Below are 12238 nucleotides of genomic sequence, written 5' to 3'. Positions count from 1 at the left end.
ATCGCGCGGAACCTGCTTTGTCACGGCTCCATGGGAAAGTCGATCCTCATCACCGGCGGCGTCCGTTCGGGCAAGAGCCGCGAGGCCGAGCGCATGACGCTCGCGCTGGGTCAGCCGGCGATCTACATCGCCACAGCCGAGGCCCACGACGACGAGATGGCCGACCGCATCGCCCGTCACCAGGCCCGCCGGGGCCCCGAATGGCACACCATCGGCGCGCCGCTGGACCTCGCGGGCGCCCTGCGCGACAGCGACGGCACCGCCCCCCGCCTGGTCGACTGCCTGACGCTCTGGCTCACCAACCTGATGCTTTCGGGCCGCGACTGGGAGGCCGAGACCCGGCGCCTCACGGCGCTGCTGCCGGAACTGCGGGCGCCGGTCGTCTTTGTCACCAACGAGGTTGGCGCCGGGATCGTCCCGGAGAACAAGCTCGCCCGCGACTTCCGCGACGCGGCCGGGCTGGTGAACCAGCAGATCGCCGCCGCCTGCGACGAGCTCTGGTTCTGCGTCGCGGGCCACCCGATGAAAGTGAAGTGACCATGACCGACCGCCCCCTCCTTGCCGCGCTGCGCGATGTCGAGACCCTGCCCCTCCCCGCCTTCGACACCGAGGCGGCCGAGGCGGCGCGCGCCCGACAGCTCGAGCTCACCAAACCGCCGGGCTCGCTCGGGCGGCTCGAGGAGCTGGCCGAGTTCCTCGCCGGCTGGCGCGGTCAGGCGCGCCCGGTGATCGAGCGCGCGCAGGCTCTGGTCTTCGCGGGCAACCACGGCGTCTGTGCGCAGGGGGTGAACCCCTTCCCGCAGGAGGTCACCGCCCAGATGGTGGCGAATTTCGAACGCGGCGGTGCGGCCATCAACCAGCTCTGCAAGCTGAACGGCGCCGCGCTCTCGGTGGTGGCGCTCGAGCTCGACCGCCCGACCCGCGACTTCACCGCCGCCCCCGCCATGGACGAGGCCGAGACGCTCGACGCCCTGCAACGTGGTGCCGACGCGGTAGACCCGCAGGCGGATGTGCTGATCCTCGGCGAGATGGGCATCGGCAACTCGACGGTGGCGGCGGCGCTGGCGCATGCAGTGTTCGGCGGCGCGGCCCGCGACTGGGTCGGGCGCGGCACCGGCTCGGACACGGCGGCCATCGCGCACAAGGCCGAGGTGGTCTCGCGCGCAGTAGCGCAGCATTCCGGCGTCAGCGGCATCGGCCTGCTGGCGGCGCTCGGCGGGCGCGAACAGGCGGCGATCTGCGGCGCGGTGCTGGCGGCGCGGCTGGCGCGGATCCCGGTGCTGCTCGACGGCTTCATTTGCACCGCCGCGGTCGCCCCCCTGCACGCGGCCCGGCCCGAGCTGCTGGACCACTGCCTGATCGGTCACGCCAGCGCAGAGCCCGGGCATCGCGGCATGACCTCGGCCATGGGCAAGCGCCCGATCCTCGATCTCGGCATGGCGCTTGGCGAGGGCTCGGGCGCGGCGCTGGCGCTTGGCGTCCTGCGCGGAGCGCTGGCCTGCCACAACGGCATGGCCACCTTCGCCGAGGCCGGGGTCGCGGGAGCGTGAGCGACAGCCTGAGCGTACGCCTCGGCGAACGCATCCGCGAGACACGACTGGCGCTGATGATGCTGACCCGCCTGCCGGCGGGCAGCTTCCCCATGCCGCCGCCGCCGATGACCGCCGCCCGCTGGGCCTTTCCGCTCACCGGGCTGCCGCTCGGGCTGATCGGCTGGGCGGTGCTCGCGGGGGGCAGCGCGCTTGGGCTCGCATCGCTGGCCGCCGGCATCCTGGCGCTCATCGCGATGGCGCTGGCCACCGGCGGGCTGCATCATGACGGGCTGGCGGATTTCATTGACGGGCTGGGCGGCCGCGACAGGGCGCGGAGGCTTGAGATCATGCGCGACAGCCGCGTCGGCAGCTACGGCGCGCTGGCGCTGATTCTTGCCGTCGGGCTTGGCGCCGCGTCGCTCGGCGCGCTGGCCGAGGCACCCTGCAGCGCCGCCGCGCTGTTGCTGGCGGGGGTGGGCAGCCGGTTTGCCATGCTGCTGGTGCTCGACGGGCTGCCGCCGGCACGGGCCGACGGGTTGGGCCGCATGGCGACACCCGGGCGGCCCGACCGCAGCGCCTGGCTGCCCGGGCTCTCCGTCGCACTGCTGCTCTGCCTGATCACCGGCGTGGCCGGGGTGCTGGCAGTGGCGGCGATGCTCGGCACCGCCGCCCTCGTGGCGCGCAAGGCGCGGGCTGCGCTCGGCGGCCAGACCGGAGACGTGCTGGGCGCGACACAGCTCTGCGCCGAAACCGCCGGCTGGCTGGTGCTGAGCGCCGCGCTCTGACGCCTCAGCCCAGCGGGTCCGGCGCGATGTTGCCGCCGCAGAGCAGCACCGCGACCCGCTCGCCCGGCGCCGGCACGTAGGCCCCCGAGCGCAGCGCCGCCAGCGCCGTCGCTCCCGCGGGCTCGACCAGCAGTCGGTGGGTCTGCCACAGCGCCCGCTGCGCCTCGTTGATCGACGCGTCCGTCACCCGCACGCTCTCGCCCAGATGGGCCTGCGCCAGCTCGAAGCAGATCCCGCCGATGCGGCGCGCGCCGAGCGCATTCGCCGCCACGCCCGAGACCTCGACGTCGACCGCCTCGCCGGCCTCGAGCGCCGCCGACAGCGCACAGGAGGTCTCGGGCTCCACCGCCACCACCTTGCGCGCCCCCTGCAGCCACGCCAGCGCACCGGCAATCAGCCCGCCGCCGCCAACGGCAATCAGCAGCGTGTCGGCCTCGAGCCCCTGCCGCTCCCACTCGCGGGTCAGGGTGCCCTGCCCGGCCACGGTCGCGGGCGCGTCATAGGCGTGGACCTGCATCGCGCCGGTGCTGGCCTCGTAGGCGCGCGCGGCCTCGAGCGCGTTGGCGTATTCCCCGGGCACCACGGTCAGCGCAGCGCCGGTGCGCTCGATCAGCGCGATCTTCGCAGGGCCCGCCATCTCGGGCACGAAGATCTGCGCCCCGAACCCCAGCCGTGTTGCCGCATGGGCCACCGCCGCGCCGTGGTTGCCGCCTGAGGCCGCGACCACGCCCGCCTCGGGCACCGGCCCGGCCAGCAGCGTGTTGAACGCGCCGCGCGCCTTGAAACTGCCGGTATGCTGCAGCTGCTCGAGCTTCAGCTCCACCGGGCGATCCCAGAGCGCGTCGCTAGTCATCACCGGGGTTACCTGAGCGTGGCCTTCGATCCGGGCTGCGGCCTCGTTGATTGCGTGTTTCCAGTCCATTCTGACGTTCCCCTGATGACGCGACGAGGGCGGACGCTATAGTCTGAAGACGGGCAGGACAAGGATACCCCCAGGAATGAACGACGAACGCCACTCCGTCTTCCGCGATGCCGGCCGGGACCGCGAGACCGCGGAGCAGATCCCCGACACCCCGCAGACCCGCGCCCCCTCCTACCGGCTCGCCTTCGCCGACGAAGGCTTTCTCTGCCGCGACGAACTGCGCCCGGTGCGGCTGCAGCTCGAGCTGCTGAAGCCCCAGCTGATCCTCGACGAACGCAACATCGACTCCACCGTGGTGCTGTTTGGCGGCGCGCGCATCCCCTCGCCCGAGGAGCGCCACACCGCCCGCACCAAGACCCTCGCCGAGCTGACCCATTTCTACGAGGAGGCGCGGCTCTTTGCCCGGCGCATGACCGAGAAGTCCATCGCCAGCGGCAACCGCGAGTTCGTGATCACCACCGGCGGCGGCCCCGGCGTGATGGAGGCGGGCAACCGCGGCGCGGAAGAGGCGGGCGGCGTCTCGATCGGGCTCAACATCGTGCTGCCGCACGAGCAGGCGCCGAACACCTACGTGACGCCGGAGCTCTGCTTCAACTTCCACTACTTCGCGATCCGCAAGATGCACTTCCTGATGCGCGCGCGGGCGATCTGCGTCTTCCCCGGCGGTTTCGGTACGCTCGACGAGATGTTCGAGGCGCTGACGCTGATCCAGACCGGCCGCATGGAGCGGGTGCCGTTCCTGCTTTTCGGCCGCGCCTTCTGGGAGAAGATCATCAACTGGGAAGCACTCGAGGACGCGGGCACCATCAGCCCCGAGGATCTCGACCTGTTCCGCTTCGTGGAGAGCGCCGAAGAGGCCGCGGCCGTGATCGAGGAATGGGGCCCCGCCCCCGCCCGCGACGACATTCCCGGGCGCTGAGTCCCGAGATGACAAAGGCAGGGGGCGACGCCGCCTCCTGCCTGTCTCTGACTTTCCGGAAATCCGTGCCCCTGCCCGCGGCCTGCCTCAGGCACCCCGCAAGGGCTCATGCGTTCAGACGCGGGCCTTCTCGTCGGCCTGGGCGGTCTGCTCGGCATCCTTGCAACGCTCGACCCAGCGGGCGATCACGCTGCGGGCCATGTCCTCGTCGAGCCCGGCGATGGCGCTGCGCAGGTCCTTGAGCGCGGTCGCGATCTCGAACTCCGAGAGGTAGCTTTCCTGCGCCCGCAGGATCTTGTGGTGCGGCGTGGTCAGCATGTCCGGCGAGATCAGCAGCTCTTCGTGCAGCTTCTCGCCCCGGCGCAGGCCGGTGATCTCTATCTCGATATCGCCGTCCGGGTGCTTGGCATCGCGCACGGTGTAGCCCGCGCCCTCGATCATCTGGCGCGCCAGCTTCTTGATCGGCACCGGGTCGCCCATGTCGAGCACGAAGACGTCGCCGCCGCGCGCGAAGGAGCCGGCCAGCAGCACCAGCCGCGCCGCTTCCGAGACGGTCATGAAATAGCGCGTCACCTTGGGGTCGGTCAGGGTGACCGGGCCGCCGCGGGCGATCTGTTCCTCGAACAGCGGGATCACCGAGCCCGACGAGCCCAGCACGTTGCCGAAGCGCACCATCGAGAACCGGGTGCCGGCACTGCGGGTTGCGAGATCCTGCACCACAAGCTCGGCGAGGCGCTTGGAGGCCCCCATGACGTTGGTCGGCCGCACCGCCTTGTCCGAGGAGACGAGGATGAAGCGCTCGACCCCGGCCTCGCGGGCGATGTCCGCCAGCACCTTGGTGCCGATGACGTTGTTGTTGAGCCCCGAGAGCACGTTGCATTCGACCAGCGGCAGATGCTTGTAGGCCGCAGCGTGCAGGACCACCTCGATGCGGTGCTCCTGCATGATCTCGGCCATCAGCTGCTCGTTGAGCACCGAGCCGAGGATCGGCACGATGGTCATGCCATGCGCGATGTCGCGCAGTTCCTTGTCGATGTTGTAGAGCCCGAGTTCCGAATGATCGACGAGCACCACGCAGTCGGGCTTGCAGGCGATGAGCTGGCGGCAGAGCTCGGAGCCGATCGAACCACCGGCCCCGGTCACGAGGATGCGACGACCGCTGTAGGCGTGGCTGACGCCCGGCAGCTCGGCCTCGAGCCGGTTGCGGCCCAGCAGGTCGTCGAGCGACACCGGCGAGACCCGCTTCTTCAGCTCGCGTTCGCCGACCAGCTCGGCGAAAGACGGCAGGGCGTGGACCTCGCAGCCGATCAGGCGCAGGCGGTGGGCGATGCGGGCAAGCTGCGGCTGGCTGATCGACGGCATCGCCAGCACGACGCGCTCGATGCCCTTGCGGGCGATCAGTTCCTTGATGGCCGAGGGCGCGTGCACCCGCAGCCCCGCGATCACCTGGCTCTGCAGGGTCGGATTGTCGTCGACGAAGGCCACCGGCTCGATGGCGTGGTCGTGGCGCAGCGCCGCGGCGAGCTGCTGGCCGGTCTGGCCGGCACCGTAGATCAGCACGCGCATGCGGTTCATCCCGCGGCGGTAGACCTCGATGGTGGCGTAGCGCAGCAGGATCCGCCACGAGGCGGCGAGCACCAGCAGCAACAGCGAGAAGTTGAAGTAGACCGCAAGCGACAGCGGCGGCACGATCATGCCGTTGAAGAGCCCGCCGAAGCCGCCGCAAACCAGCGCGAAGCCGGCGGTGCGGACGATGCCGCGCGTATCATAGGCGTTGAGCGTGAAGCGCGGCAGGCCGAACCACCACGACAGCGCGCTGCCCGTGACCACCAGTCCGAGGATCATCGGGATCAGCTGGTCGGTGCCCGGAAGGTCGGGATTGACGGCGGCGTTCAGCGCCATGGCCGAGATCATCGCGATCGCGATGACGCCTGCGTCCATGAGCATGAAGAGCCACTGCTTCTGCGTCCGCGTCAGAGACGTGACGAGCCTGTAGAGCATTTTAGTTCGACCTCCACGAACGCGGTCCGTTCAACGAGTTCCTGAAAATTGTCCGGCACCCTTCGGCGAAACGGCCCACGATTACGCGGCGCATGACGTCACTCATCTGCCCAACCAGTGATCAAAAGTTGGTTCCATCTACGCGAATGCCCAATCCGTAGACAAGTCTGGAATTTCTGCACCTGCGAGAATTGGCGGGTTTCTTCCGACGGAACAGGGGCATCCACACCATATGCGCACAAAACGACCGTTTGCTCAACTTTACGTCACATGGCATCGGTGCCATGCCATCGCTGGGCTGCGTCGGTGATTCGCTCCCATCGCGCTTTCTCTGTAAAGACCCTTTCGTTGTGCCATGCCATACGGTATGAGGCGCGCCAGCCCTACGCGCCGCAGACAAGCGTGCGCGCGGGCGGAAAAACCGAAGGAGAGCCAGATGGGCTATAAGGTCGTTGTCGCTGGCGCCACGGGGAACGTGGGCCGGGAAATGCTGAACATCCTCGCCGAGCGCGAGTTTCCGGTGGACGAGCTCGCCGCGCTTGCGTCGCGCCGGTCGCTCGGCACCGAAGTGAGCTTTGGCGACAAGACACTCAAGACCCAGGACCTCGACACGTTCGACTTCACCGGCTGGGACATCGCGCTCTTTGCCGTGGGCTCGGATGCCACCAAGAAATATGCCCCCAAGGCCGCGGCAGCGGGCTGCGTGGTGATCGACAACTCGTCGCTCTACCGCTACGACCCCGATGTGCCGCTGGTGGTGCCGGAAGTGAACGCCGACGCGGTCATGGGCTACACCAAGAAGAACATCATCGCGAACCCGAACTGCTCGACCGCGCAGATGGTCGTTGCGCTGAAGCCGCTGCATGACCGTGCGAAGATCAAGCGCGTCGTCGTGTCGACCTACCAGTCGGTGTCGGGCGCGGGCAAGGAAGGCATGGACGAGCTCTGGGATCAGACCAAGGCGGTCTACAACCCGGTGACCGAAGTGCCGCCGAAGAAGTTCCAGAAGCAGATCGCCTTCAACGTCATTCCCCAAATCGACGTCTTCATGGACGACGGCTCGACCAAGGAAGAGTGGAAGATGGTCGCCGAGACCAAGAAGATCGTGGATCCGAGCATCAAGGTCACCGCGACCTGCGTGCGCGTGCCGGTCTTCGTCGGCCACGCCGAGGCGATCAACATCGAGACCGAGGACTTCCTCGACGAGGACGAGGCCCGCGACATCCTGCGCGAGGCGCCCGGCATCATGGTGATCGACAAGCGCGAGCCCGGCGGCTACGCGACCCCGGTGGAATGCGTCGGCGATTTCGCCACCTTCATCAGCCGCATCCGTCAGGACTCGACCATCGAGAACGGCCTGAACTTCTGGTGCGTCTCGGACAACCTGCGCAAGGGCGCGGCGCTCAACGCCGTGCAGATCGCCGAGGTGCTTGGCCAGAAGGCGCTGAAGAAAGGCTGACACCGCGCAGCCTTGCAAATTCGACGCAAATCGAGCGGGGCCCACGGGCCCCGTTTTCATTTTCGGCAAATTCTACCTACTCGGCCGGATAGGCGGCGACACATCCTTTGCCACAGGGGCGCTACCCTTCGGAAAACTGGCACCACGGCACACCACGGGATACATTGATCTCGACGGCGCAGGCAGAAGCCAGCGCACAATGGCCAGAACGGCACCGGACAGATACAGGAGCCCGCCATGACCACTGCCACCATGACCACCTCGACCGATTTCCTCGCCCTTGCCCGCGGCCGCCGCATCGAGGCGCTCACCGCCCGCAATCTGCTGCTCTGCGACCGTCACGTGCGTCCCGAGATCGGCACCCTGGACCGCGTGCTGCGCTTCCTCGGCCTCTGACACCACCTCCATCCGGCCGCCCATTCACTCACGGAACGGCGGCACGGCGCCGGCGCTTGCACCGCCGCGTCGCCCGGCCCTCTCTCTCTCGCTCTCTCCCTGGCCCGCGACGCCGCACCACCGGCGCACACTCCGCCCCCCTGCAGCCGCGCCTGCACGTTGCGAACCGTCCGCGCGTGCCGCAGGGGGCACCGGAGCCCCCCCCCGGATCCCACCGCGCGTTGCCTGTTGCACGCATGCAGCACTCGCGGGCTTAACGTTTTGGTTGCCAAAATTGCGCCCAACTGAAGGCGGATGCTGGCAGTACAGGCAAGGAGAAGAACGATGCGAATCGCACCTATCTCGGCGGTCGGCTGGGTCGGCCCCGTCACACTTCCCGAAATGCCCGATTGCGAGACCGCGGCGCTGCTGCGCCAGATCTTGCTGCCGGTGCTGGAAAACGCCCCCGACTGGCGCAGCCTCGCGGGCGAGCTGGCCCGCAAGGGCTACGAGATCACCTTCAGGCTTGGCCGCATGGTCATCGTGGACGCCGAGACCGGCGCCGCGCTGGGCACCGGGCACATGCTGGGGGCGCCGCTGGCATCGCTCACCGCGCGCCTCGGCCGGCCGGCCATCCGCCTCAATCGCGATGGCTGCACGGCCGAGCTTGACGCCTGAGCCCTGGGCTCAGGCGCAGTCTCAGATCCCGACGAAGCCGCCGAGCTTCGGGTCGAAGCACTCGAGCCCGCCCTTGCCGATCTCGTGCCAGAGGCCGTGCAGGGTCAGGTCCTCGGCTTCGACCGCAGCGCGCACGAAGGGGAAGGACATCAGGTTCTCGAGCGAGGTCAGGACGGCCTGCTGCTCGAGCGCCTTCGAGATCTCCTCCTCGGGGAGATCCTTCACCTTCTCGTAGCCCGGCCGCAGGATGTCCATCCAGCGGCCCACGAAGCTCGACTTCTCCTCGAGCGCCGGTGCCTTGCCCGAGCACATGTCGAGGCAGCCCTGCACGCCGCCGCAGCTTGAGTGGCCCATCACGATCACATGCGCGACCTTGAGCGCCGTCACCGCGTATTCCAACGCGGCCGAGGTGCCGTGCTGCTGCCCGTCCGGCTGGTAGGGCGGCACGAGGTTGGCGATGTTGCGGTGGATGAAGAACTCGCCGGTGTCGGCCCCGAAGATCGAGGTGACGTGGACGCGGCTGTCGCAGCACGAGATAATCATCGCGCGGGGATGCTGCCCCTCGCTCGCCAGTCGGCGGAACCAGGCGTGGTTCTCGGCATAGCTCGTTGCCTTCCAGCCCTGGAAACGCTGTACGAGATAATTCGGGAGCGGTCTGGCGTGCTGCATCGCGTCCTCCTGTTCAGGTCATATCGCAAGAGCAGATAAGCGGGATTCGACTGGAATTCGAGAAAAGAATCTCGCCCGGTCTAACCTTTTGGGAACTTGGGAGGTCTATTCAGCCGTGCCGTGGGGATGTGTGCGAGGTTGCGACAGAGCTGTGGAACAGGTGGCAATGCTTGCCCCGCGCGAGGATGTGGGGCTCGATCCGGAACGCCTCGAGGGGCTGTATGCCCGTCTGGGCCCCCGCGAAGGGGAAAACGCGGTCTGCCGCGCCATGGAAGAGCTGGCCTACCGGCTCGGACAGGCGGACAGGCTCTACGAGAGATCCGAGTTCGCCGAGATGCGCGCCTGCGCCCGGGCGCTGGCGGCGATCGCCGAACAGATCGGCATGATCGGGCTCTGCCGCATCGCCGGTGACGTGGTGACCTGCATCGACGACGGCGACGCCGTCGCGCTGGCAGCGACGCTGGCGCGCATGGCGCGGGTAGGGGAACGCTCGCTCTACGCGATCTGGGACCTGCAGGACATCCCGGTCTGACGGGACTTGCAGGCAGCGCGGGCTGCGGTAGGGTCCGGCAGACCGACCAGCCGACCGTCCAGCAGCAAGAGGCCCCTTTCATGCCGTTCCGTTTCGCCGATCCCCAAGCCGATGCCCTGCCGCTGCATCTTGTCGACAGCGCCACGCTGGCCGACTGGCTCGCCACGCAGCCCGAGACCGTCAGCGCCTGGGTCGAGGCCAACGGCTTCACCGGCGCCATCGGCGAGGCGCTGATCCTGCCGGGCGAGGCCGGCAAGCCCTCCGCCGCGCTCGCGGGCTACGGCACCTTTAAGGCCCGCCGCCGCTCGCGCTTCGCGCTGGCCGCCGCTGCGCCCCGCCTCGGCGCGCGCACCTACCGCATCGCCTCGGGCCTGCCCCCCGAGGCCGCCGCGGAAGAGGCGCTCGGCTGGCTGCTCGCCACCTACCGCTTCACCCGCTACGCCGGGTCCGAGGCAGCCGCGCCGGCGCTGATCGCGCCCGAGGGCGTCGACGCCGCGCGCATCGAGATCCTCGCCGAAGCCGAGGCGCTCACCCGCGACCTCGTCAACACCCCCGCCTCCGACATGGGCCCGCAAGAGCTCGAAGAGGCCGCCCGTGCGCTTGCAACCGAGTTCGGCGCCGCCATAGAGGTCACCTCTGGCGCCGCTCTGAAAGAGAACTTCCCGATGATCCACGCGGTCGGCCGCGCCAGCCCCCGTGCGCCGCGTCTCATCGACCTGCGCTGGGGCAGCGAGGGGCCCGCGATCACGCTGGTCGGCAAGGGCGTCTGCTTCGACACCGGGGGGCTCAACATCAAGCCCGGCAGCTCGATGGGCCTGATGAAGAAGGACATGGGCGGCGCGGCCAACGTGCTGGGCCTCGCCCGCGCGATCATGGCGCTGGGGCTGAAGATGCGGCTCCGCGTGCTGATCCCGGCGGTCGAGAACGCCGTCTCGGGCGACGCCTTCCGCCCGCAGGACATCCTGACCTCGCGCAAGGGCCTGACGGTCGAGATCAACAACACCGACGCCGAGGGCCGGCTGGTGCTGGCCGATGCGCTGGCGCTCGCCGACGAGGAGACGCCCGAGCTGATCGTCTCGATGGCCACGCTCACCGGCGCCGCGCGGGTCGCCGTCGGCCCCGACCTCGCGCCGTTCTACACCGATGACGAACCGCTGGCTGCGGCGCTGTCGCTGGCCGGCACCGACGCCGCCGACCCGCTCTGGCGCATGCCCTTCTGGGAGCCCTACGAGGCCAAGATCGAGCCCGGCATCGCCGATCTCGACAACGCTCCCGCGGGCGGCATGGCGGGCTCGATCACCGCGGCGCTGTTCCTGCGCCGCTTCGTGACCGAAAGCCCGCGCTACGTGCATTTCGACATCTACGCCTGGAACCCCGCCCCTGCGCCCGCCCGCCCGAAAGGCGGCGTCGGACAGGGCCCGCGGGCGATCCTCGGCGCGCTGTCTCAGGTGTTCGAGCTGTGACCGAGACCGACCGCAGGCTGCTCCGCAGCAACGGGCGGGTCGCCCACAGCTCGCTCAGCGGCGCGGTCGAGGCGGAGCGGTTCGCCGAGGGCACAGCCCGCGTGGTGACGCGGGAGACCGCCGACATCCGCCGCGCCCCCGGTGGCGCCCGCGACCGGCAGATGCTGTTCGGCGAGGTTTTCCACGTGCTCGAGGACGTGGACGGCACCGCCTTCGGCTATGCCGCGCGCGACGGCTACGTCGGCTACGTGGCGAGCGACGCTCTGGGCGCCCCTGACGGAGACGCGACGCACGTGGTCGCGGTACGGCTGAGCCAGGCGCTCACCCAGCCCGACTTCAAGCGCGAGGGCGAGACGCTGGCCCTGTCGCTCGGCGCACGCGTCCGCGTCACCGCCGGCGCCGAGCGCTGGCTCGAGATCGCGGCGCCGGGCGGGCAGCGCCTGTTCCTGCCCGCGACGCATCTGCGCCCGCTTGGGACGCCCGAAGCCGATCCGGTCGAGGTCGCGGCGCGGCTCATCGGGACGCCCTATGTCTGGGGCGGCAACTCGGCCATGGGCATCGACTGTTCCGGGCTGGCGCAGGCCGGGTTCCTCGCCTGCGGCATCCCCTGCCCCGGCGACAGCGACCTGCAAGAGGCACGCTTCGGGGAAACGCTGGCGCCGGACAACGCGCCGGAGCGCGGCGACCTGCTGTTCTGGAAGGGGCACGTGGCGCTGGTGGCGGACCCCGCGACGATCCTGCACGCCAACGCGCATCACATGGCGGTCGCCTACGAGGGCCTGACCGAGGCCATCGCCCGGATCGAGGCGCAGGACGGCGGCCCCGTCACCCGGCACGCGCGCCGCTGAGGCCCGCCGCCCGTCCGGTGCTTCGCAGGCCGGCGCCGCCCGTGTAGACTCCGCC

General features: G+C 69.6%; 13 protein-coding genes. 10 read left to right on the top strand and 3 right to left on the bottom strand.

The genetic code is table 11. The features are described 5' to 3' along the window. Nucleotides 1-30: 30 nt before the first annotated feature. The 3 genes from cobU to BLQ77_RS08760 are packed head-to-tail and all read left to right on the top strand — an operon-like array spanning nt 31 to nt 2317. Nucleotides 31-537 (top strand): bifunctional adenosylcobinamide kinase/adenosylcobinamide-phosphate guanylyltransferase, encoded by a 507-nt coding sequence (gene cobU / locus BLQ77_RS08770; RefSeq protein ID WP_089958000.1) that lies wholly within the window; start codon nt 31-33, stop codon nt 535-537. A gap of 2 nt (nt 538-539) precedes the next feature. Further along, a complete protein-coding gene (gene cobT / locus BLQ77_RS08765) occupies nt 540-1550 on the top strand; it encodes a nicotinate-nucleotide--dimethylbenzimidazole phosphoribosyltransferase (protein ID WP_089957997.1) in 1011 nt (336 codons plus the stop codon). Next, a complete protein-coding gene (locus BLQ77_RS08760; RefSeq protein WP_089957993.1) occupies nt 1547-2317 on the top strand; it encodes an adenosylcobinamide-GDP ribazoletransferase in 771 nt (256 codons plus the stop codon). The genes cobT and BLQ77_RS08760 overlap by 4 nt, the downstream gene beginning before the upstream one ends. Before the next feature lie 4 nt (nt 2318-2321). Here the strand turns inward: BLQ77_RS08760 and BLQ77_RS08755 are convergent, their stop codons facing one another. Beyond that, the gene (locus tag BLQ77_RS08755; RefSeq protein ID WP_089957990.1) at nt 2322-3239 is read right to left on the bottom strand and encodes a threonine/serine dehydratase; all 918 of its coding nucleotides are present in this window, start codon (nt 3237-3239) and stop codon (nt 2322-2324) included. Between the two features lie 76 nt (nt 3240-3315). Here BLQ77_RS08755 and BLQ77_RS08750 point away from each other — a divergent pair, with 76 nt between their 5' ends. Next, the gene (locus BLQ77_RS08750; RefSeq protein WP_008886567.1) at nt 3316-4158 is read left to right on the top strand and encodes an LOG family protein; all 843 of its coding nucleotides are present in this window, start codon (nt 3316-3318) and stop codon (nt 4156-4158) included. A 114-nt stretch (nt 4159-4272) separates the two neighbouring features. Here BLQ77_RS08750 and BLQ77_RS08745 read toward each other — a convergent pair whose 3' ends face one another. Next, nucleotides 4273-6159, bottom strand: a complete 1887-nt coding sequence (locus BLQ77_RS08745; protein ID WP_089957987.1) for a polysaccharide biosynthesis protein — start codon at nt 6157-6159, stop codon at nt 4273-4275. 436 nt (nt 6160-6595) lie between these two features. Here BLQ77_RS08745 and BLQ77_RS08740 point away from each other — a divergent pair, with 436 nt between their 5' ends. The 3 genes from BLQ77_RS08740 (at nt 6596) to BLQ77_RS08735 (ending at nt 8671) form a co-directional block, all read left to right on the top strand. Further along, nucleotides 6596-7618, top strand: coding sequence for an aspartate-semialdehyde dehydrogenase (locus BLQ77_RS08740; protein ID WP_008886759.1), 1023 nt, complete (start codon nt 6596-6598; stop codon nt 7616-7618). Between the two features lie 237 nt (nt 7619-7855). Beyond that, nucleotides 7856-8014, top strand: a complete 159-nt coding sequence (locus tag BLQ77_RS28715; RefSeq protein ID WP_008886977.1) for a hypothetical protein — start codon at nt 7856-7858, stop codon at nt 8012-8014. Nucleotides 8015-8338: 324 nt separating this feature from the next. Then, complete coding sequence (locus tag BLQ77_RS08735; RefSeq protein ID WP_089957984.1) at nt 8339-8671, top strand: hypothetical protein; 333 nt, start codon at nt 8339-8341, stop codon at nt 8669-8671. Between the two features lie 21 nt (nt 8672-8692). On the opposite strand, the gene BLQ77_RS08730 is transcribed toward BLQ77_RS08735, so the two are convergent. Further along, nucleotides 8693-9340, bottom strand: coding sequence for a carbonic anhydrase (locus BLQ77_RS08730; RefSeq protein ID WP_089957981.1), 648 nt, complete (start codon nt 9338-9340; stop codon nt 8693-8695). A gap of 166 nt (nt 9341-9506) precedes the next feature. Here BLQ77_RS08730 and BLQ77_RS08725 point away from each other — a divergent pair, with 166 nt between their 5' ends. The 3 genes from BLQ77_RS08725 (at nt 9507) to BLQ77_RS08715 (ending at nt 12183) form a co-directional block, all read left to right on the top strand. After that, a complete protein-coding gene (locus BLQ77_RS08725; protein ID WP_089957979.1) occupies nt 9507-9872 on the top strand; it encodes a hypothetical protein in 366 nt (121 codons plus the stop codon). Nucleotides 9873-9952: 80 nt separating this feature from the next. After that, nucleotides 9953-11335 (top strand): leucyl aminopeptidase family protein, encoded by a 1383-nt coding sequence (locus tag BLQ77_RS08720; protein WP_089957976.1) that lies wholly within the window; start codon nt 9953-9955, stop codon nt 11333-11335. Next, nucleotides 11332-12183 (top strand): C40 family peptidase, encoded by an 852-nt coding sequence (locus tag BLQ77_RS08715; protein ID WP_089957973.1) that lies wholly within the window; start codon nt 11332-11334, stop codon nt 12181-12183. Before BLQ77_RS08720 ends, BLQ77_RS08715 begins: the two co-directional genes overlap by 4 nt. The last annotated feature ends 55 nt before the right edge of the window (nt 12184-12238 follow it).

Source organism: Salipiger thiooxidans (assembly GCF_900102075.1).
Classification (GTDB): Bacteria; Pseudomonadota; Alphaproteobacteria; order Rhodobacterales; family Rhodobacteraceae; genus Salipiger; species Salipiger thiooxidans.
This window is presented reverse-complemented; position numbering and strand designations above follow the sequence as displayed.